This window comes from Anaerosacchariphilus polymeriproducens, assembly GCF_003363435.1.
Lineage (GTDB): Bacteria > Bacillota > Clostridia > Lachnospirales > Lachnospiraceae > Anaerosacchariphilus > Anaerosacchariphilus polymeriproducens.
In genome coordinates, this window is the sequence record NZ_QRCT01000002.1 from 38,029 (window position 1) to 59,754 (window position 21,726).

Sequence of the window (21,726 nt, forward strand, 5' to 3'; positions counted from 1 at the left end):
TTTTCTATTCCTCCACACATAATTTCATGATATCTACATCTTTTAAATGATTATTTTCTAACTCACCGGTTACTCTTCCCTGTCTCATAACAATAATTCGATCACTCATATTTAATAGCTCATCCATTTCTGAAGATATCATGACAATTGCCGCACCGGCTTCTGCTAAATCATTGATATTTTTATAAATTTCTGCTTTGGCTCCTACATCCACACCACGTGTCGGTTCATCAAGAATAATTAATTCACAATCAGCTGCTAACCATTTTGCAAGAGCTACTTTTTGTTGATTTCCACCACTTAAACTATCAACATGATCATCAATTTTTCCGTATTTTGCCGTAACTTTCTTTAAAATATTTTCTGCAAAAGATTTATCTTTTTTATGATTTATTATCCCATATTTTGAGACTTTATTAATGATAGATAGTGTTACATTATATCTTATCGGCATTTCCAAAAGTACACCTTGTTGCTTCCTGTCTTCTGCAAGTAATCCTATTTTATTTTTTACTGCTTCGTGAGGAGTTTTTAAGTCTACTTCTTTTCCCTTCAATATAATTTTTCCGCCATCTTTTTTATCTACTCCAAAAACCGCCCTGAGCGTTTCTGTCCTACCAGCACCAACCAGACCTCCAAATCCAAGAACCTCTCCTTTTTTTACAACAAAAGATACATCTCGAACCATTTTTCCTGCATTTAAATTCTCTACTTCTAAAATCACTTCACCTATTTTAGCATTACGCTTTGGATATAGGGATTTTAGTTCTCTTCCTACCATCTTTTCAATCAATTCAGATTTATTAATTTCATCTATCGAATAACTTCCTACATAATAGCCGTCCTTCATCACTGTGATATTATCACACAATTCAAATAATTCTTCTAATCTATGTGAAATATAGACAATTCCCATGCCCTCTTTTTTCAATTTCCGTAAGAGCGTAAATAACTTTTGAATCTCATTAAATGTCAACACGGCTGATGGTTCATCTAAAATCAAAACTTTTGCATTTCTCGATAACGATTTACATATTTCTACTATTTGCTGATACGCAATAGAAAGTTCTCCTACTTTTGCATTTGGATCAATATCCTCAAATCCAACCTCTTTCAGTATTTTTTTAGCATCATTACGCATTTTTTTCCAATTTATAATCCCTGACTTTTCAGACAATCTATCTATAAAAATATTTTCTGCTACAGTAAGATGTGGAGCCAGCATAAATTCTTGATAAATAACAGATATTCCTGCATCCATACTTATTTTTGGGGAAGTTCCTTTTTTCTCCTTCCCTTCAAATAATATTTTTCCGGAATCCTCAACATAAGCACCAGATAATATTTTCATCAATGTCGATTTTCCTGCTCCATTTTCTCCAATTAATGCATGAATAACTCCTTTATTTATTTCGAAATCCATGTTAGTTAAGGCATGTACACCACCAAAACTTTTTGAAATTTTCTTCATTTCAACCAAACACTCTTTGCCCATTTTCTATTCCTACTTTCTTAAAATAATACTTTGATTTTCCTGTTTCCAAATAGAAACAGGAAAATCATTTTTTATTTAGCTGTTACTAAAAAAGTGAATTTGGATCATAATATTTATCTATATTACCTTTTTCAACACAAATCGGATCCGTTGTTACTTTTTTTCCAAAAGAATCTGTAGCTTTTCCATCTTTTAATATTTCCTTTGCAACTTCAATTCCTTTTTCTGCTACTAACTTAGGATTATTCAAACCTGAAGCTTTATAATTGGTACCTTTTTTAATTAATTCTAATGCTTCTTTCATAGCATCTGCTGCTGCAAATATCTGAATCTGGTCTGATTTTCCTACATCTTCAATTGCCTTTTGTCCTCCAATCAACATACTGTCATTTTCTCCTAATAAGCAATTAATATTAGGATTTGCAACCAAAATATCTTCCATTGCCGGCAATCCTTCATCCGTTGTCCAATTTCCCCAGCCCTGTGCAACTACTTCAAAATTTGCTTTCTCATTTTTTGCTTTTCCATTGTCAGTAAGTTCTTGTTCAAATTTTTCTGCTAATTTCCAAGCCTCTTCTTCTGTACAACCAAGACGTCCTTCTAAAATTCCACAGAATTCTCCAACTCTTCTATCTTGTCCTCCTGGGTTTCCTTTATTACCACTTAGAATAGCCGCTGATATTAATTGATCTTTTGCATATTGAGTTACTGCGTATAAACCTACAACTCTTCCATTTTCTCTATCGGGTGCTGAAATATTAGTGACAACCGGAGCATCATCTGATACATGACTATCGATACCAATAACCGGAATTCCAGCATCAACTGCTGCTTCAATACTTGCTGTAGCAGCTTCAGTATCTACAACATTAATAAAAATCAAATCATATTTCTGTGAAATAAATGTTTCCATATTGGTTTGCTCGTTTGCGATATCATTTTTTGCATCCAATACTGTAACCTCAAATCCTTCTTTTGTTGCTGCACTTTTCAGACCTTCTGCTAACGCTTTTTGAAACTCATTTTCCAGTGTTTTTTGAGCAAAGCCAATTTTTAATGATTTTTTTGCCGTTGAATCAACTGTTTGATCCTTACTCTGATTTTTATTGGAGCCACACCCCATTAACATAGTTCCAATTAAAGTAATTACCAACATAATGCTAAATAGTTTCTTCTTCATTTCTTCTCCTCCATTTTCCTTTTATTAATTAATCGAATTAATCAATTAATTAGTCTTAATTATATACTCTTTTAACAGGATGTCAATCCTTATTACACATATATCCAGCAATTTGTTTATTATTTATGATTTTGCTATTCGCTTTTTGTTAATTATGTACATCACCTTAAATAAAAACAGTTTTTGAATAAAAAAAAGTTTATTCAGATTTGTATACCGAAAATTCTGAACAAACTCTTTTAATAAATATTTATATTTTTTCTAAAAAAATACTCGGATTATTAAATACTTCATTAATAGCCATAATAGCTGCTCCATCTAAAATAGAATCTCCATTATATTGGCTTACCTTTAAATCTATTTCCTTCCATAATTCTTTTAATATTCCCTTGCTGACGGTTTCACTCACTTCCTCCTGCATAATTTTAGGATTAGGTCTTGTCATTTCGTCCCCTATAATTATGATATCCGGATTTAAAATGTTAATAAGATTGATAATCCCTCTTCCCAGATTTCTACAGGATTCTTTATATAAATTTACACATAATTCATCTCCATTTTCAATCCATTCTTTCACTTGCTTAAAATTCACCGCAACTTCTAAATTTAATTCTTCATTCACTTTTTTAACCAATTCCGTAGAAGATGCATACTTTTCTAAACAGCCTTGATTTCCGCAGGCACATTTTTCGCCAAATCTGTCAATTGACATATGACCAATTTCTCCTGACGTTCCCAGTGCACCTCGAAAAATTTCACCCTCTATAATTATTCCTGCTCCTATTCCTTGTCCTGCAGCCACATATATTAGAACTTCATCTTTATAAGCATCCTTCAGCCCCCACATATGAGCATAAGCTCCAGCATTCGCATCATGCTCCAAAAATACCGGTATGCCACAACGCTCAAGTAATAATTGCCTTACATCTACATTATTCCAACCTTCTGTTCCAGTAATCAAACCTATCCTATTCTTTTTTGCTATAAATGGTCCCGGAAGCGCAACTCCAATAGCTAAAATTTTCTCATTATTATTATCTATAATAATTGTTTTTATAGAGTCAGCCACCATTTCAATTATATCACTTGCATTTCTATTCGTTTCGTTTTCCAGTTCTATTCGTTTTTCTGTTATAAGCTCTCCAGTCAAATCATATAATGCCACTTTGAAATATTTTCTTGCGATTCTGACCCCAATTACGCGAAACATATCTTTATTAACCGCTATGCCAATGGATCGTCTCCCTTTATTACCATTTAAAAAACCAACTTCTTTTACAATTTCCCAATCAATAAAATCCTTCATTATATTTGTTACCGTTGCCTGCTTCAACTCCGTAAGATTAGCCAAATGCACCCTGGAACAGGTACCTTCTCTTCTTAAATATTTAAGAAGTAAAGAACGATTTGTCTTTTGAATAATATCCTGATTAATTCCTTTTTTTGCCATCATTAATTCCTTTTCTTTATTAATAAATTCTTTTAATATATTTACTGATTTAAATTTATTATATTTCTTTTTTAATCATTTTTCAATCTAATTTATTTTTAGCGCCCTGCTGTTTTAATTTATATATATTATCAACCTGCTTCTTGACATGAATTCTGTACTATGTTAGAATTTGTTGAGTAAATAAGCAGTCGTGGCGGAATTGGCATACGCGCATGATTCAGGTTCATGTCCACATTTGTGGGTTCGGGTTCAAGTCCCGTCGACTGCATACTTTTTAGAGAAGTCTTGAACATTAGACTTCTCTATTTTTTATAATTCAATGAAAAAAAGAAACCATCAGCATTCCAGCTATAAGTCCTAAAACATTACCTATTGTAGTTGTCCTGCCCTTCCAAGTATCACTGGCAGCCGGAAGGGTTTCTCGTAATGTTATATAGAGAATTAATGCGCCTGCAAAAGCAAGACTGAAGCTTGTCGCCCATGGTGACTTTAAGAAACCTCCAAGAAAAGCTCCCACACCCATTGGTAATGAAGTAATAAATGCTATGAATAATAATTTATATTTACTTGCCTTACATTCTCTAAAAAAAATACCTAATGTAAGTCCTTCCGGAATCCCATGTAAGATTAAAGCAATTACCAGCCGAAATCCTTTCATAATTGAAATAGTAAACAAAGAACCTAAAGCCACTCCACTTGGAAAATTATGTATTCCAATTCCTATTGCCATAAAAATTGCTGCTTTAAAGAACGCAGTGGTACCCAATTTATCTTCATACTCTAATCTCCCGTCTAGGATGACTGCTAAGATAAGTCCAATCCCCAAACCCACAACCGCTATGAATAAACTTGAAGCTTCAAATGCTTCCGGAAGCAAATCAAAACAAACAATCCCCAGTGTAAAGCCACCAAGTAATCCTAGAAAACTTCCTTTAAATCTTCTTCCCCTATCTTTCATTAAAATCGAAAAAATCATACCAACAAAACACCCGGTAAAAGCTGTCATAAATCCAGATATCCCTATAACTATGCTGTTCATAAGAACTCCTTAAGAATAATAATCTATTATTATTATAGAATAAAAAATGAATTTAAGAACATCTAAATAAAAGGAACTGCTAAACAGTCCCTTTATCTTACCAGGTGTTAAATTGTTAATGCCTTCTTCATACTATTTAGGGCATTTTTTTCTAAACGACTGACTTGTGCCTGTGAAATGCCAATTTCTTCTGCCACTTCCATCTGTGTTTTCCCTTCAAAAAATCGAAGTTTAATAATATAATTTTCTCGTTCGCTTAATTTCCTCATTGCTTCACTTAATGAGATTTCCTCTACCCAATTTTCTTCTTTATTTTTTTTATCACTGATTTGATCCATAACATAAAGTGTATCGCCGCCTTCTGAGTAAACAGGTTCATGAAGGCTGACCGGACTTTGAATGGCATCAAGGGCAAAAGCAATCTCCTCTTTACTGATTCCAACTTCACTGGCAATCTCACTCATGGTTGGTTCTTTTGAATTTTTTTTCGTTAAGTTTTCTTTTGCATAAATGGCTTTATAAGCTATATCTCTAAGAGAGCGGCTTACGCGAATTCCATTCCCATTATCTCTGAGATATCTGCGTATTTCACCAACAATCATTGGTACTGCATAAGTAGAAAATTTCACTTGCAGACTTGAATCAAAATTATCAATCGCTTTAATCAGTCCTATACAACCAATTTGAAATAAATCATCTACATTTTCATTGCTATTTGAGAATCGCTTGATTACACTTAAAACTAAACGCAAATTACCCTTGATATACTCTTCTCTAGCACTTTCATCTCCAGCAGAAATTCTTTGAAATAATTCTTGTTTTTGAGCCTCCTTCAAAACGGGTAATTTTGAAGTATTGACTCCGCATATTTCAACCTTATACAATGCCATAATCCATGCCTCCGCGTCATCACTATTTTGGTTATCTCTTCCCTAATAATAATGCTCGAAAAGCATGGATTTTATTCATTTTTTTTATCTATCCCATTTATCACATAAGGAATGAATTTGATCTGCAAATTTGGCTAAATCTTTATTTGCACCTCCTTCGTTATGCTGAATTACTGTTGTTAGCCTTTGTCCTGCCGCTACTAATCTTGCAAATACTTCAGAAGCCCTTCTTACATTTGCTTTTTTAATCTGTTTCCGTTCCTTATTTCCTTCTACAATACACGTATTTGTTTTTAAATCATAAACTTCTCCGGTATAAGGGGCAACTGCCGTATACTGAAGCTCTTTGTTCAAAGTTTCAGTAAATTGTTCACATACTGTCTCTTCACCATGTACAACAAATACTCTTTTGGGTTTATTTTCAATTGCTTGCAGCCATTGTAACAAGCCTTTTTTATCTGCATGACCACTGATACCTTCTAATTTTTCTATTCTGGCTTTAACATCAATTATTTCACCAAACAGCTTGACTGTTTTGGTCCCTTCTAAAATACTACGACCTAACGTACCAATTGCTTGATATCCAACAAACAAAATAGTACTTTCAGGACGCCACAAATTATGCTTTAAATGATGTCGAATACGTCCTGCTTCGCACATCCCTGATGCTGCAATTATTATTTTTGGATTTTTGTCAGAATTTATAGCCTTCGATTCCTGGCTTGTAACAGATGTTTTTAATCCTGGAAAACCAATAGGATTAATCCCTTTCTTCACCAAACTCATTGCTTCCTCATCAAAACAACAATCCTCATTTTCTATAAAAACATTTGTTGCCTCAATTGCCAACGGACTATCTACATACACATCAAAATTAGGATAAGATGGAATTAGGTTGTCTTCTTTTATTTTTCTAATAAAATATAACAATTCCTGGGTTCTTCCAACAGCAAAAGATGGTATAACCAGATTTCCACCATTATCAAACGTCTGTTGAATGATTTTACTTAATTTTCCGACAAAATCCGGCATTTCTTCATGATAACGGTCTCCATATGTCGATTCCATTACTACATAATCCGCTGATGCAATATATTGGGGATCTCGAATTAAAGGTTGATTTTTATTCCCAATATCTCCAGAAAATACAATTTTCTTTTCTATATCTTCTTCATTCATCCATATTTCTATGCTGGATGATCCAAGCAAATGTCCCACATCGGTAAATCTTATATCAACGCCTTGACATAATTCAATCTTTTTATCATAAGAACAGGGGACTATTAGTTCAATTACACCTATGGCATCATCCATATCATAAAGAGGTACCACTTCCTGACCGCCCGAGCGTTTCGCCTTACGATTACGCCATTCTGCCTCGAACATTTGAATATGGGCACTATCACGTAACATAATATTACATAAATCCGCTGTTGCTTCGGTTGCATATACACTACCTCTAAAACCGTTTCTATACAACAATGGAATAAGTCCGGTATGATCGATATGAGCATGTGTTAACAATACGTAATCAATCTGAGCTGCATTTACGGGAACCTCTTGATTTTCATAAAGATCTGGTCCTTGTTCCAATCCACAATCAATCAGTATATGTTTTCCGTTAACAGTAAGATAATGACAACTCCCAGTTACTTCATGAGCTGCTCCTAGAAATGTTAGTTGCATTTCATCCCCGCTTTCTATTCGTTATTTTGTATACTAACTATAAATCAAAAACTTGCCAATCTGTTATTCCATAATCATCAACATTCTCTTTTGTAATCAGTTTCACAGGTAATAAAATAATTTTTTCTATAGGTCTTCCATCAAAATATTTATAAGCTTCCTGTACAGCTACTTGACCTAACGTATATGGTGCTGCTCCTGCTGTCGCAGCCATTTTACCCTGTTTCACTAATCGCTTTGCCGTAGGAGAACCATCAATACTAAATACTGACACCTCATCTATTTTTCCAGCTGATTCTAGTGCATCGATTGCACCTATCGCAGTTGGGTCATCTACTGCATAAACTACATTAATTTCCGGATGTTCTTTAAGTATTTTTTCCATGACAGGAATCGCATCTTCTCCTGCAATCGTATCAAGAAAACCCTTAACTCTATCATCTGAAGCTTTCACACCGGTACGTTCAATAATTGCAATTTTAGCTGAATCCAATAGTTCCATCATATAAGTTGCATTCTGTACACCTGCGTCATAATTATCAAATTCGATCACATTTACCACCATATCCTGATTATAAACAGGGGTAGAAACATTAAATATCGGAACTCCTGCAGCATTTGCACTTTCCAATGCCGGTTCAATTCCAATCCAATCTACCGGCGCCAAAAAAATTGCATCTACTTTATGATCAATTAATCTTTCTATCATTTTTATCTGCTCTTTAATATCCAATCTCCCATCAAGAACAATAAGTTGATCTCCTTTGCTCGCTAATGAATCTTTAATCCCTTGATTTAGTTCTATAAAATATGGATTATTTAAATCTTGATAAGTTGCTCCAAATACTTTTGATGGTTGCTTCAGTTCTTCATCAATTTGCATTTTGAAAGCTTTATTTGCTACTATGTAATCTGTCCCCCATTCATAATAAGACATTTCATAGGCCTCCTAAATATTTTATATGATAATTACATAACAGCACTAGTTATATATAGATTTTACCATTTTTATTGAAATCGTACAATTTCTTTTTTTAATCGTTTCATAATCTTTTTCTCTAATCTGGATATGTATGATTGAGAGATACCTAAGAAATCTGCTACTTCCTTCTGTGTCATCTCATCTCCATAAGGAGTGTTTAAACCAAATCTTAATTGAACAATTGTTTTTTCTCTTTCTGTTAATTTTTCAATTGCCTTATTTAACAAATTTTTTTCTACCTCTGTTTCTATGTCCCTATAAATAATATCTTCTTCTGTTCCAAGAATATCGGAAAGTAATAATTCATTACCATCCCAATCTACATTAAGAGGTTCATCAATCGAAACTTCCATACGAGTTTTACTATTTCTTCTTAAATACATTAAGATTTCATTCTCAATACATCTTGAAGCATATGTTGCTAATTTAATATTTTTAGTAGGGTTAAATGTATTGATAGCTTTTATTAAACCGATCGTACCAATTGATATCAGATCTTCTACTCCAATACCAGTATTATCAAATTTTTTAGCAATATACACTACCAGCCTAAGATTATGCTCTATTAAGATTGCTCTTGAATCATTATTTTGATCCCCATCCAATCCTTGAATCAAACGAGCTTCTTCTTCACTTTCCAGTGGTGGCGGCAATACTTCCGCTCCTCCAATATAGTGTATATCTCCTTGCCTTGCAAAAATCATTTTTTGCCAAGATGGCAGGGAACGAAATTGAAAATGGTTTGGTAACGAAATTTTTATAAACATAAATGACCTCCCTTTTATTCTAGTAAATCCGGATGTAATATCATATGATAATTCTTCTGAGCTGCAAGAGACCCCTTCACCATAGCCACTACTATATTTTCAACCTGTTTCTCATGGTTTTTCTGACTAATTGCAATTCCAGTAACTGTAACTGCTGGCAGTAAGCCATTGTTTTTTCCTACAGAGTGAAATGGTATATACCGGATTTTCTTTTTATTTTTCTCTATATATGATTGCATGAATTGATACTCAATAATACTGACCGGTTGTTTTGTGTAAGGATCATACAACCCATTTCCTGTATCAATAAGTGCTTCAATCTTGCACTCTTCTTCCCCCAAATATAATGTAACTTGGCATATTTTTTCCCATTTTCTTTTATAATAGGTATATAAGAACTTTTCTAATGCCATAATAATCAAACTTAAAACTACAGCAGTTATAAAATATTTTTTTCTCAATATATTCATATACACCCATTGTAATATTCCACCAAGCATAAATGTTATAATTGCTATTAAGCAAAATGCTTCCGCTAAGAATCTAAAACTTTTTATTCGAAAGGTAACTAAAAGCATGATTATATTTATTCCAACCAGCATAATGATTTGTTTTATCCAACCTAATGGTATTGGTATTACCATAAGTAGACAGTAAAGGAACGCCCCTAGAAAGCTCCCTAGAAAAATTCTAAGATGTGAAGTATTTTTATTAAAAGCAAACTTCACACTAATTAATAATATAAAATCCATTAATAAGTTAAGGAAAAATATAACATCTATGTATACCTCATAATACACGTTCCACCTCCTGTCTTCCCTTGAACATAGGTCAATTATATATGCCTCTTCCTATTTATTTTGTCAAATCAATGTAGTAAACGCATGATTTTCATCTTCTTTATTCAACAACCTTCTTCACTAAATATTAAAAAAAAACAAAGATTTCAGGAATTTCCACTATTTTTATAAAATAAAAAAACCACTCTGCCATAGTGACAGAATGGTTACATAATTATTTCTTAAATCTATTTCCGTGTTCTTTGTAAAAAATCTGGTATTTTTATATCCTTTTCAGGTACCTTGCTTTCCAGATTTTTTGGTTTTTGAATTCCACTAAATGGATTCACTGTCGGTTGAATTGTTGACTGAGGTTTAGATATCGGAGATTGATATTCTGTTTTGGGTCTATTCGTACTTGATGCCGCAACATTCGTTGGATATGTATAGTTGGGCATGATTTTACTCGTAGGGAGTCCTAAACCGGAATTTTCTAATCCTGTCGCAATTACAGTAATACTTGCCTCATCTGTTTTGGTCTCATCATACATAGCACCAAAAATAATATTCGCATCATTACCTGCTAGATCCTGAACATAACTTGCAGCATCATTCGCATCCATAAGTGTAATATCACCCGAAATATTAATAATTACATGAGACGCTCCACTAATGGTTGTCTCTAATAATGGACTGGCTACTGCTAATTTAACGGCTTCAATCGCTTTGTCATCACCCTTAGCCTGTCCAATTCCGATATGAGCAATACCCTTATTCGTCATAACTGTCTGTACATCTGCAAAGTCTAAATTAATCAAAGCAGGTAAATTAATCAGATCAGTAATACCCTGAACTGCCTGCTGTAAAACTTCATCTGCTTTCTTTAATGCATCCGGCATTGTAGTTCTGCGATCTACAATTTCTAGTAGTTTATCATTAGGAATAACAATCAAAGTATCTACATTTTCCTTCAATTTTTCAATTCCGGATAACGCATTCGTCATACGTGTCTTAGCCTCAAATTTAAATGGCTTCGTCACAACACCAACGGTAAGAATCCCCATCTCTTTCGCAATCTTAGCTACTACAGGAGCTGCACCAGTACCTGTTCCACCGCCCATTCCACATGTAACAAAAACCATGTCTGCACCACGAACTGCAGCTGCTAATTCCTCAGCACTTTCTTCTGCGGCTTGTTGTCCGATTTCAGGTTTTGCGCCAGCACCTAACCCTTTTGTCAATTTTTCTCCTATCTGTATGGGAGTAGGCGCTTTACATAACGTTAATGCCTGCTTGTCCGTATTGATACCTATGAACTCTACTCCACCAATATTTTCATCTATCATTCTATTTACAGCGTTGTTTCCAGCACCACCTACGCCAATTACAATAATTCTTGCGCTAGATTCAACTTCATTTGTTCTTATTTCAAGCAAGGTACTTCCTCCTTCTTTTCGCATTATTCCAATTTTGAATAAAATATCATATACTATATAATATAATTTTTTGAAAAATTAATCAACATAAAAATAAAATTTATTTCGATTTTTCTGTTATTTCTTTTCAAAAATAATGTCTTTCGTATTCTCAGCTACATTTTCTAAATGTAAAGTTCCAGTCATACCTTCCAAATTGGGAATTAATGAGCTCATTTTTTGAATTTTTTCCCTCATTAACTGATCTTTTCCCAGTAGAACTTTTATCTTTCCTAATTGTAATATAACCTCTTGTTCTTTATTAAATTTAATTACATCAGGATGTACATTATATTTATTAATCGCTTGTGCTAAATTTAAAATTGTAGTAAAAATCTCTTCATTCTTAACCGGTAATTTTTCATATAATACAACTTCTTTAAAGCTTAGACCTTTAATTTGTGGAACTCCATCAATTAATTGATTCGAACTTTCTACTACAATTCCATCTTTATCAAAATACATATAATTTTCTAAGTGTTTAAAATAACCAACGATTCCCTTTTCATATACCTCGATCTGAATGGTCGAAGGGGACAGTAACGTTACATTTAATGTATCAACAAATGGTATCGTCTTTTGTTTTCCAAACTTATTTTTCAAGTAAAAATAAATAGAATTATCAATCTTTTCATCTGCCATTACTATATTTCTAATTTCTTGATCTGAATACTGTTCATTCCCAGTAACCTTTACTGATTTCACTTGAAATCCAAATACCAAAATCAGCATACTGACTGCCACTACTCCTATTATAATTAGGAAATGGCGAAGCAATTTGCGTTTTCTTCTTTTCTTTTTTAATTTAGCCATATCATCACCTTAACTATATCGAATGTCTGCACCTAATTCCGTCAAATCTTTACAAATATCCAGATATCCTCTCTGAATATGTCCAATATCATGGACTATTGTCCTATTCTCTGCTGCAAGCCCTGCTATTGCAAGTGCTGCACCACCTCGAAGATCTTGTGCCCAGACATTTCCTCCTTTCAGTTTTTCAACCCCATGAATAACGGCTTCATTACCTTGAATACGTATATCTGCTCCCATCTTATTTAGTTCATCTGCTAATCGAAATCTACCATCAAAAATATTTTCTTTTAGCCTGCTTTCCCCATCTGCTATTGACAGAACTGCCATCATCTGTGACTGCAGATCTGTTGGAAATCCCGGATAAGGATTTGTTTCTAAATACTCAATTGAATGAGTAGCTTCTTGTGCATTTATCCATACTCCTTCTCCTAACAAAAAAATTCTTGCCCCAAGCTGCTCTACTACTTTTAAAAATTCATTAATATGTTCCGTTGGTGCTTTCTTCAATAAAATTTTTCCTCTTGTTGCAACAGCTGCTAAAAGATAAGTACCGGCAACTATTCTGTCACTTGGAATCCTATATTCTATATCTTTCAATTCTTTGACTCCATTGACAGTAATGCAGTCTGTTCCATCTCCTGATATATCAGCTCCCATCTCTCTTAAAAAACTACAGAGTATTTGAATTTCCGGTTCTTTCGCGGCAGCATGAATATAAGTCGTACCATTTGCCAATACCGCTGCTAACAAAACATTTTCCGTAGCACCAACACTTGAAAACGGAAAATAAATTTCACTTCCTCTTAATTCTTTGGTATATCCCATTATTCTTTCATTCTTTTCTTCTATTGTTGCATTTAATTTCTTTAAGGCCATTATGTGCAGATCTATAGGCCGGCCGCCAATGATACAACCTCCGGGATATACTATAGACGCTTCTCCTTTTCTAGCCAGAAGGCTTCCAAACAAAATTACGGAAGAACGCATTTTCTGAGCATATTCTTTCGATATCGCCCCTGATACTATCGTTGATGCATCTATCATCAGTGATTCTTCGTTCCACTTTATGTAACATCCAATTTCTTTTAAAATTTCAATCATATAAATAACATCTAATATTTTTGGACAACCATGCAACACTGTAATACCCTTATTTAAAACTGATGCCGCCAAAATAGGCAAAACTGCATTTTTCGATCCCTGAATTGTAACAACACCTTGTAAAGGTTTTCCACCTAGAATTTCAATTTTATTCAAAACAGACCTCCAAGGAATTACACTTATATTTTATTATATGAGTTACTCTGTTTTGAGTGCTTGATTATCATTCGAATCTTATTCCATTGGATACACTTAGCGCTAATCCCATCTCTGCTAATAAGAAACTAACGGATGTACCTCCATAACTAATGAATGGTAATATTATTCCTGTATTAGGTATTGTATTTGTAACAACGGAAATATTCAGTATTACCTGAATTGATATATGAGCCATAACCCCTACTACTAATAAAGCTCCAAAAAGGTCTTTCGCATTATTTGCGATTACCATAAACCTCCATACTAATAATAAAAAAAGCATTATAACACAAACTGCTCCAAAAAGCCCTAGTTCTTCACAAATTATAGAAAAAATCATATCATTCTGTGCTTCCGGAATAAAACCAAGTTTCTGCATACTCTCACCCAGGCCTTTTCCAAACAACCCTCCTGAGCCAATTGCATATAAACCTTGAAGTGTTTGATATCCTTTTTCATAATTTTCAGGATTTCTCCATACCTTCAGTCGTTCCAACCGGTAGCTCTCAATACTTAAAAATATTGTTATAAATATAATTCCTACTCCAGCTATCATTATAAATTGCTTATATTTGGGGCTTGCAACAAAAATTAAAACAACTGCTATTCCCAAAATAATAATAGCAGAACTTAAGTTATTTTTCCCAACCAGACCAACAATCGGCAATGCCAGAAGAATTACCTTGATCATCCCTGAAATACTAGTCATACTTTTGGCCGATTTACTAATCACATAAGCCAAAAACAATATAACTGCTAGTTTGGCAAATTCTGATGGTTGAAATGAAATTGGTCCCAGATAGATCCATCTCTTTGATCCATTGACTTCTCTTCCAATAAAAAAAACTAAAGTAGATAGAACAATAGAACTAATATAACCCAGTAATGCAAAATGTTTCCAGAAATGATAATTGATTTTTGAAATTGCTATCATTGCTACAATTCCAAGACCTGTTGCCGCCAACTGTTTTTTTAAATAATGAGCGGGATCTCCATGTTTCACCTGCCCGCTATAAGAACTGGTACTATATAACATAACCAGACCAAAGCACACTAAAAAAATCACGATAAACATAAGACTATAATCAAAAAACTTTTTTTGTTTCGCTTCACTAGATCCGCTTGGTCTTAGATTCATTCTCTCACTCCTTAAGTTCATTTACATACTCTTTAAACTTTCTTCCCCGTTCTTCATAATTTTTAAACATCCCCCAGCTTGCACAGGCAGGTGACAATAGTACTGCATCGCCCTTTTCTGCTTTTTTTGCACATATTTCAACAGCTTCTTTTAAACACTCTGCAAAAATAATGTTCGTAAAACCTTGTCTTTTGGCCGCTTCTGCGATTTTTTCCCTGGTCGCTCCTAAAAGCACAAGCCATTTTACTTTCCCTTCAAAAGCCTGAATCCACTCATCGTATTGAGAATCTTTGTCATATCCTCCTCCGATAAGAAATGTAGGCCTGTTCATTGCCTGAATTCCCTTGATCGCAGCATCAGGATTCGTTCCTTTGGAATCGTTATAATAAGCAACTCCATTCCTTTCTGTTACAAACTCAATTCTATGTTCTACACCCTGAAATCTTTTCACAGTTTCTTGAATAATATGTATCGGTACTCCATAGCTAATAGACATTGCAATGACTGCCATTACATTTTCATGATTATGTCCACCTAATAATTGCAATTCATCCAAACGACATATTGGTGTCAAATCTTTCTCATTCGCAAATACAATTGTTCCGGAATCAATATAAATCCCTTCTTGAAGCTTCTCCAAACGACTAAAATATACAACTTTGCTTTGAATTGTTTTTCCAAATTCTCTTGTGAAATGATCATCATAGTTCAAAACACAAGTATCTGCAAACGTTTGGTTTCTCACGATAGCTTCTTTGGCTTTCTGATAATTTTCCATCGTATGATGCCGGTTCAAATGGTCTGGTGTAATATTTAATATTGCCGCAGCTACCGGATGAAAATTTTCAATCGTTTCTAATTGAAAACTGCTGACTTCAGCTACTGTAACAGAATTTTGGTTAGTATTCAGCACAGTACTTGTATATGGTGTTCCTATATTACCAACTACAAAAGTATTTTTATGATAATTTCTCATAATTTCACCTAAAAGTGCTGTTGTTGTTGTTTTTCCATTCGTTCCTGTAATTGCCAGAACACTTCCTTTTTCAAAGTAGAATGCCAATTCTATTTCGCCCCAGATAACAATATTTCTCTTTCTCATTTTTTCTACAAATGGTAAATCTGTCGGAACTCCCGGGCTTAATACAGCTATATCTATTTGATCTAGCAATTCCTCTTCAATATCTCCAATTATTATTTGAGTTTTGCTGTCTTTTGGCAACTTATTTCTTATATATTCTTCTTTTACTTCTTTATTTCCATCATAAAGAAGTGTTTTGATATTTTTTGTCTCTAATAATTCCACAGCTCCAATACCACTAATTCCCGTACCCACTACGAGAACGCACTTTTGTAATAAATCCATTTTGTGCCTCCTATACTGCTAATAATGCAACTAAACATAACATTGCTGTAATAATCGAAAATACAGCTACAACTTTGGTTTCAGACCAGCCGCATAATTCAAAATGATGATGAATCGGTGCCATTTTAAAAAATCTTTTACCGCCTGTTTTTTTGAAATAGGTGACTTGAATCATAACAGATATTACTTCTACTAAATATAGAAGGCCTACAATCAAAATGAACAACGGCATTTGCAGCATATACGCGGTAGATACGACAAATCCCCCCAAAGCAAGAGACCCTGTATCTCCCATAAATACACTAGCAGGATAAACATTAAAAAGTAAAAAACCTAATAGACCACCGACAACTGCACAGGTAATCGGTTCAATCCCACTATGCGTTCCTACTGCAACAACAGAAAAGAAAGTCGCTACTAACACAGTAACACTAGATGCTAAACCATCTAGTCCATCTGTAAAATTAACACCATTGACCGTACCAATTACCGCAACGAACATTAACGGAATCGTAAAAATACCCCAATCTAAGAAAATACCCTTATCAAAACCTCCTGTAAACGGAACTAATGTTTTTAAAGAAACATCTGTAAAGTTAATAAGGTAAAAAGCAAATATTCCTGTCACTATTATCTGCAACGCCATTTTCTGTCTGGGTAAAAGTCCATCTGAACGTTTCAATACAACTTTCAAATAGTCATCTAAAAATCCTATAATTCCAAATCCTATCGTAACAAACAAAATTGGAATAATCTTTGGATAATCTTTAATATAAAACAAGGATGTAATTACAATACTTGTTAAAATCATAATTCCGCCCATTGTCGGCGTGCCCGCTTTTTTTAAATGGGATTTCAATTCTTCTCTTTCCGTTTGACCAACTTTTAATCTTCTTAATACCGGTATCATAATAGGTCCTAATGAAGCACTTATTACAAATGCTATAATTACCGGAATTACTATTCTAAAATTCATATTTACACCTCATTCTTTTGTTATTACAAAGATAATTCAATATCATAATCAAGCTAGTATAATTCTTTTTTTACTTTTTATCAACCCCTAAATAAGGAAGGATATTTTCAAATATCTCTTTCGCTACTGGAGCTGCTATAGTTCCACCATAATAAATGCCCTGTGGATTATTAATGATTACTAATGCTAATACTTGGGGATGATCCGCAGGCGCAAATCCTATAAAAGATGAAATATATTTTTTGGCACTCCTCGGAAGTGTTTGTGAAGTTGCAGTCTTTCCACCAATTTCATATCCTTCAATAAACGCATTTTTACCGGTTCCTTTTGAAACTACTTTTTCTAATAAAAAACGAAGGGTTTCTGATGTTTCATCGGAAACAATATTTTCAGTAACATCATATGAAAATTTCTTAACTAGTTCTTTATTTTTTCCTGTAACATTCACTCCAAAATGAGGGGTTATCCTATTGCCACCATTTATTAATGAGCTTGCAGTAGTTGCTAACTGAATCGGTGTGATTTGAAATGACTGTCCAAAGGATATCGTTGCTAATTCTACTATACCGACATTTTTCTTATTATGCATAATGGTATTCGCTTCTCCAGGCAAGTCAATATTTGTTTTTCCTAATAGTCCAAACTGCTTAAAATACTTATAAAAATTATCGACTCCTAATCTTAATCCTACTTCAATAAAAACAGGATTACAGGAATTCATAATTCCTTCTACAAATGTTTCCGGACCATGACCTGTGACTTTATGACAGCGGATTTTCCTGTCTTCCACAATTTTATATCCCGGGCAATTAAAAGTATCATCTAATTTTACGACCTTTTCTTCCAGACCTGCTGCTGATGTTATGATTTTAAATGTAGAACCCGGTTCATAAGTATCATTAATACATTGATTTCTCCACATTTGATTTCTTAGATCCTGCAATTGTTTTTGTGTTAAATTATCCGGAACTTCTATATTTAATGTAAATGGATCATTAAGATTAAACTCCGGTACATTTACCATACTGTATATTTCACCATTTTGAGGGTTCATAACAATAATACTTACACTATTTGCACTTTTTGTCTGCAATGCTCTCAATGCTGCCTGTTGTACATACTCTTGAATATTACTATCTAAACTGACATGAAGATCATTCCCTGTAATCGGTTCTTGTCTCCTCTCACCTGCATCTTCAATCTCTACCCCTCTTGCATCTGTCAGAGTCAAAATTTTTCCATCAATTCCTTTTAAATATTTTTCATAGATAACCTCCAGACCAATAATTCCTTGGTTATCTCCTCCGGTAAAACCTAATACCTTGGAAGCTAATGAATCAAATGGATAGTATCGTTTGTAATCTTCATCAATTTTAACTCCAGCCAAACCATAATTACGAATGGTATCTCCAATTTCTTTATCTACATTAGACTTTACCTTTTCAATAGAGCTCACCTTTTCTACTCGTTTTCTAACTTCGTTTTCTGTCAGACCTAACTCTTTTGATAGTACTTTTATTATTTTTTCAGGTTCTTTAATCTGACTATGAATCACTGAAATCGTACAAACAGCTCGATTATCCGCTAGAATTTTTCCGGCTGCATCAATGATTTTCCCACGCTCTGCCTTTATACTGCGCTCCCTTTCATGAAGATCTTCTGCCTTTTGTCCATAGTATTCAGAACAGAAAATCATTAGATAAACTAGTCTTCCAGTCAACACCATCATAAATACGGCCATACAAGTAAAAAAGATCAGTATTTTTTTTCTATTAAATGTTTTATTCTTTTCCATGCAGCAAAACCTCATAAAAGCAATTACTATAGTTTATTATAACTTCTATAAGGTTATGTATTATTTAACGAGGTACATTTTCACCGGCATTTGCCTCTTGTGTTGCCAACTCTTCTGCTTGAGGATCCTCTAAAGGAGTACTCTCCGGTGATTCAAAAGATTCTTGTGGTATATCTTCTTTAACCGTTTCCTGCGATTCTTCCAATTCTTCATCCGGATATATATTCATATAAGGAAGGACTTCGGTAAGAATATCTTTGACTAACTGTTGTGCATAAGTACTTTGTGACTGCACTTCTACATTCGGTTCATCAATAATTGCATAGATTACTAGTTCTGGATTTAAGGCCGGAACACAACCAATAAAAGAAACAAGATAATTACCCTTTCCACGTGGGTATTTTTCTGCTGTACCTGTTTTTCCTCCCATCGAATATCCATTCACTTTTGCTGTTTTTCCTGTTCCTTCTGAAACAGTTTTGTATAAATATTCTTTGATATTATCACTTGTTTTGGTAGAAATTGTCTGCTTTTGCACAACACTCTCATTCACTTTTACCGTATTATTATTGATACCTATTATTTTACTGACTACTTGTGGTTTATAATAATACCCGCCATTAACCAAGGAAGAGAAAGCAGTTGCCATTTGTATCATTGTAACATTAAAGTTCTGTCCAAATGAATTCGTTGCCAAATCAGCTTCTCCCATATTATCCACTTTATACAGCAAATTAGAAGTTCTTGCTTCTCCCGGTAGATCAATATTCGTTTTTATGCCAAAATTAAAAATGCCTTGATATTTACAAAAATTATCTTTCCCTATCGACCTTACCATCTGCATTAAAGCATCATTACAGGAAACCATCAATGCTTTTTCTATTGTTACATCTCCATGACCACTATGATTGGAACATTTAATTCTGTGACCGCCCACCATTTCGAAACCATCACAAAAATAATGCTCATCACCTTTCAGCGCACCTGTATCCAAACCTGTAGCAACCGTAAATGGCTTTATGGTCGATCCCGGTTCATAAGTATCTGTAATACAATAATTTCTCCAGATTTTATTCAATGCATCATAAGTTTCTTCTTCATTCATTGCATCAATTTCTTCTTGTGTATAATAACCGCTTAAATCTCTTGGATTATTTAAATCATAAGAGGAAGAATCAGCCATTGCTAGTACCTCTCCTGTATTAGGATTCATAACAATAACAGCTGTATTTTTGCTTCCTGCCCCTTCTCTTGCTTCATCCTTATGCGCCTCATTGAAAGCTGCAATTTTCTGTTCTACTACTGTTTGTATATTTACATCAATAGTAGAAACAACAGTATTTCCATTCGTTGGTGCTTTTACCGTACGCTCCAGATTATTTTCACTATTTAAAAACCCAAATTCTCTGCCATTTTCACCATTTAAGTAATCATTATATTTTCCTTCAATGCCACCGTTCCCGACGTTACCGGCTGAAGTAAACCCTAACAAATTACTTGCAATTGTTTTTAAAGGATAACTTCTAAGATATTCTTTTTCAAACCATACCCCTTTAACATTCGTTCCCTTTTTTTTATCATTTTGTATTTTAACAAACTTTGCAATTGCATCATAAGAAAGTCTTTTTCTTAATACTGTATATTGTGAAGCAGGTTTATCCTTTAATATTTTCTCTAGTTCCTCTGCTGTAATGTCAGAAAAACAACTTGTCAAAGCTTTTATGGATGCTTTTTTATATTTTTCTTCAGAATTAATAATTTTACAATCTAAAATAATATTATATACATCTTTACTGGTAGCAAGAATGTTCCCTTTACTATCCACAATATCTCCACGTCGAAACGGTATCACTTTACTATCATATTTTTGTTGCGAAAGAACTTTTTTTTCATATTTATTTCCACTTACAATATTAATGTACAAAATTCGTACTGCAAGTCCTACTAATACTAACATAACCATGATAAATAGTACAATTAATTTTTTTTGCATACGTAGCAAAAATTTTTTACTTACTTTTTTCTTTCTTTTACCCACAAAAACTCCTATTAATCCAAAACACTCGCTAAATTTGTACTTTCTTTTTTCGGAATGTTTTCATATTGATTCATATAGTCACTGTTCGAGTCCTTATATATTACGATTTGTTCTTTTGAGGGATAAATCATCCCTAATTCTTCTATTGCAACTTTCTTAACATGTTCTAGATCTACGGAAGCATTTATTTTATTTGCTAATTCATCATTCTCAGATGTCATATCCTGAAGCTTGCTTTCTAGACCTGCAATATTATTTACCCTGTTAGTCAGATTTATTTTCAAATGTAAATATTCAGCACACACTGCAAACATTATAACTGCTGCAAATGATAAGAGCAATACATATCCCAGATTCATACTCATGGCTCTCTGGCGATTTCTTCTTGTCTCTACACTGACTCTTTTCTTCCTTTTATCTTCCTGAATCCTACGTCTTTTAATATCCGGTGCTGTCTCAGCACGTTTCACGGTATTTCCCTGTATGTAATTACGATTTTTATGTAATGCTTGTCCTTGTCGTCTTGTCATACATATCTTCCTTTCTACCGGC

Annotated in this window: 18 protein-coding genes and 1 tRNA gene; 1 reads left to right on the forward strand and 18 read right to left on the reverse strand. The window is 33.7% G+C overall.

Features of this window, described 5'->3' with window-relative positions; all coding sequences use genetic code 11:
• Positions 1 to 4: 4 nt before the first annotated feature.
• The 3 genes from DWV06_RS00170 to DWV06_RS00180 form a co-directional block, all read right to left on the reverse strand.
• Positions 5 to 1,495 carry a sugar ABC transporter ATP-binding protein gene (locus DWV06_RS00170; protein WP_115480160.1) on the reverse strand — a complete coding sequence of 497 codons (1,491 nt, stop codon included), beginning with the start codon at positions 1,493 to 1,495 and terminating at the stop codon, positions 5 to 7.
• A gap of 85 nt (positions 1,496 to 1,580) precedes the next feature.
• A complete protein-coding gene (locus DWV06_RS00175; RefSeq protein WP_115480161.1) occupies positions 1,581 to 2,675 on the reverse strand; it encodes a substrate-binding domain-containing protein in 1,095 nt (364 codons plus the stop codon).
• A 250-nt stretch (positions 2,676 to 2,925) separates the two neighbouring features.
• Positions 2,926 to 4,128 carry an ROK family protein gene (locus DWV06_RS00180; RefSeq protein WP_115480162.1) on the reverse strand — a complete coding sequence of 401 codons (1,203 nt, stop codon included), beginning with the start codon at positions 4,126 to 4,128 and terminating at the stop codon, positions 2,926 to 2,928.
• Between the two features lie 184 nt (positions 4,129 to 4,312).
• Between DWV06_RS00180 and DWV06_RS00185 the strand changes: the two genes are divergently transcribed.
• Positions 4,313 to 4,396, forward strand: a tRNA-Leu gene (locus tag DWV06_RS00185).
• A gap of 48 nt (positions 4,397 to 4,444) precedes the next feature.
• On the opposite strand, the gene DWV06_RS00190 is transcribed toward DWV06_RS00185, so the two are convergent.
• The 15 genes from DWV06_RS00190 to DWV06_RS00260 form a co-directional block, all read right to left on the reverse strand.
• Positions 4,445 to 5,167 (reverse strand): ZIP family metal transporter, encoded by a 723-nt coding sequence (locus tag DWV06_RS00190; protein WP_115480163.1) that lies wholly within the window; start codon positions 5,165 to 5,167, stop codon positions 4,445 to 4,447.
• Between the two features lie 107 nt (positions 5,168 to 5,274).
• Positions 5,275 to 6,057 (reverse strand): RNA polymerase sporulation sigma factor SigG, encoded by a 783-nt coding sequence (sigG, locus tag DWV06_RS00195; RefSeq protein WP_115480164.1) that lies wholly within the window; start codon positions 6,055 to 6,057, stop codon positions 5,275 to 5,277.
• An 84-nt stretch (positions 6,058 to 6,141) separates the two neighbouring features.
• Positions 6,142 to 7,743 carry an MBL fold metallo-hydrolase RNA specificity domain-containing protein gene (locus DWV06_RS00200; protein WP_115480165.1) on the reverse strand — a complete coding sequence of 534 codons (1,602 nt, stop codon included), beginning with the start codon at positions 7,741 to 7,743 and terminating at the stop codon, positions 6,142 to 6,144.
• 37 nt (positions 7,744 to 7,780) lie between these two features.
• Positions 7,781 to 8,680, reverse strand: coding sequence for a substrate-binding domain-containing protein (locus tag DWV06_RS00205; RefSeq protein ID WP_115480166.1), 900 nt, complete (start codon positions 8,678 to 8,680; stop codon positions 7,781 to 7,783).
• A gap of 71 nt (positions 8,681 to 8,751) precedes the next feature.
• On the reverse strand, positions 8,752 to 9,492 hold the full coding sequence (gene sigE, locus DWV06_RS00210) for an RNA polymerase sporulation sigma factor SigE (protein ID WP_115480167.1): 741 nt from the start codon (positions 9,490 to 9,492) through the stop codon (positions 8,752 to 8,754).
• A gap of 14 nt (positions 9,493 to 9,506) precedes the next feature.
• A complete protein-coding gene (locus DWV06_RS00215) occupies positions 9,507 to 10,292 on the reverse strand; it encodes a sigma-E processing peptidase SpoIIGA (protein ID WP_115480168.1) in 786 nt (261 codons plus the stop codon).
• A gap of 227 nt (positions 10,293 to 10,519) precedes the next feature.
• Positions 10,520 to 11,707, reverse strand: coding sequence for a cell division protein FtsZ (gene ftsZ, locus DWV06_RS00220; RefSeq protein ID WP_115480169.1), 1,188 nt, complete (start codon positions 11,705 to 11,707; stop codon positions 10,520 to 10,522).
• A gap of 117 nt (positions 11,708 to 11,824) precedes the next feature.
• The gene (locus tag DWV06_RS00225) at positions 11,825 to 12,559 is read right to left on the reverse strand and encodes a cell division protein FtsQ/DivIB (protein ID WP_115480170.1); all 735 of its coding nucleotides are present in this window, start codon (positions 12,557 to 12,559) and stop codon (positions 11,825 to 11,827) included.
• A gap of 9 nt (positions 12,560 to 12,568) precedes the next feature.
• Positions 12,569 to 13,819 (reverse strand): UDP-N-acetylglucosamine 1-carboxyvinyltransferase, encoded by a 1,251-nt coding sequence (gene murA / locus DWV06_RS00230; protein ID WP_115480171.1) that lies wholly within the window; start codon positions 13,817 to 13,819, stop codon positions 12,569 to 12,571.
• Positions 13,820 to 13,886: 67 nt separating this feature from the next.
• Positions 13,887 to 14,999: a putative lipid II flippase FtsW gene (gene ftsW / locus DWV06_RS00235; protein ID WP_115480172.1), complete on the reverse strand. Its 1,113-nt coding sequence runs from the start codon at positions 14,997 to 14,999 to the stop codon at positions 13,887 to 13,889.
• Between the two features lie 4 nt (positions 15,000 to 15,003).
• Positions 15,004 to 16,365 (reverse strand): UDP-N-acetylmuramoyl-L-alanine--D-glutamate ligase, encoded by a 1,362-nt coding sequence (murD, locus tag DWV06_RS00240; protein ID WP_115480173.1) that lies wholly within the window; start codon positions 16,363 to 16,365, stop codon positions 15,004 to 15,006.
• Positions 16,366 to 16,375: 10 nt separating this feature from the next.
• Complete coding sequence (mraY, locus tag DWV06_RS00245; RefSeq protein WP_115480174.1) at positions 16,376 to 17,341, reverse strand: phospho-N-acetylmuramoyl-pentapeptide-transferase; 966 nt, start codon at positions 17,339 to 17,341, stop codon at positions 16,376 to 16,378.
• A gap of 70 nt (positions 17,342 to 17,411) precedes the next feature.
• A complete protein-coding gene (locus DWV06_RS00250) occupies positions 17,412 to 19,136 on the reverse strand; it encodes a peptidoglycan D,D-transpeptidase FtsI family protein (RefSeq protein ID WP_115480175.1) in 1,725 nt (574 codons plus the stop codon).
• A 64-nt stretch (positions 19,137 to 19,200) separates the two neighbouring features.
• Positions 19,201 to 21,174, reverse strand: coding sequence for a peptidoglycan D,D-transpeptidase FtsI family protein (locus tag DWV06_RS00255; protein ID WP_235828863.1), 1,974 nt, complete (start codon positions 21,172 to 21,174; stop codon positions 19,201 to 19,203).
• Between the two features lie 11 nt (positions 21,175 to 21,185).
• Positions 21,186 to 21,704 carry a cell division protein FtsL gene (locus tag DWV06_RS00260; RefSeq protein ID WP_115480176.1) on the reverse strand — a complete coding sequence of 173 codons (519 nt, stop codon included), beginning with the start codon at positions 21,702 to 21,704 and terminating at the stop codon, positions 21,186 to 21,188.
• Positions 21,705 to 21,726: the final 22 nt, after the last annotated feature.

Coding starts and splice junctions, on each gene's coding strand:
- DWV06_RS00170 (WP_115480160.1), bottom strand. CDS start 1,495: ATGGGCAAAGAGTGTTTGGTTGAAATGAAGAAAATTTCAAAAAGTTTT.
- DWV06_RS00175 (WP_115480161.1), bottom strand. CDS start 2,675: ATGAAGAAGAAACTATTTAGCATTATGTTGGTAATTACTTTAATTGGA.
- DWV06_RS00180 (WP_115480162.1), bottom strand. CDS start 4,128: ATGATGGCAAAAAAAGGAATTAATCAGGATATTATTCAAAAGACAAAT.
- DWV06_RS00190 (WP_115480163.1), bottom strand. CDS start 5,167: ATGAACAGCATAGTTATAGGGATATCTGGATTTATGACAGCTTTTACC.
- sigG (WP_115480164.1), bottom strand. CDS start 6,057: ATGGCATTGTATAAGGTTGAAATATGCGGAGTCAATACTTCAAAATTA.
- DWV06_RS00200 (WP_115480165.1), bottom strand. CDS start 7,743: ATGCAACTAACATTTCTAGGAGCAGCTCATGAAGTAACTGGGAGTTGT.
- DWV06_RS00205 (WP_115480166.1), bottom strand. CDS start 8,680: ATGTCTTATTATGAATGGGGGACAGATTACATAGTAGCAAATAAAGCT.
- sigE (WP_115480167.1), bottom strand. CDS start 9,492: ATGTTTATAAAAATTTCGTTACCAAACCATTTTCAATTTCGTTCCCTG.
- DWV06_RS00225 (WP_115480170.1), bottom strand. CDS start 12,559: ATGGCTAAATTAAAAAAGAAAAGAAGAAAACGCAAATTGCTTCGCCAT.
- ftsW (WP_115480172.1), bottom strand. CDS start 14,999: ATGAATCTAAGACCAAGCGGATCTAGTGAAGCGAAACAAAAAAAGTTT.
- murD (WP_115480173.1), bottom strand. CDS start 16,365: ATGGATTTATTACAAAAGTGCGTTCTCGTAGTGGGTACGGGAATTAGT.
- mraY (WP_115480174.1), bottom strand. CDS start 17,341: ATGAATTTTAGAATAGTAATTCCGGTAATTATAGCATTTGTAATAAGT.
- DWV06_RS00250 (WP_115480175.1), bottom strand. CDS start 19,136: ATGGAAAAGAATAAAACATTTAATAGAAAAAAAATACTGATCTTTTTT.
- DWV06_RS00260 (WP_115480176.1), bottom strand. CDS start 21,704: ATGACAAGACGACAAGGACAAGCATTACATAAAAATCGTAATTACATA.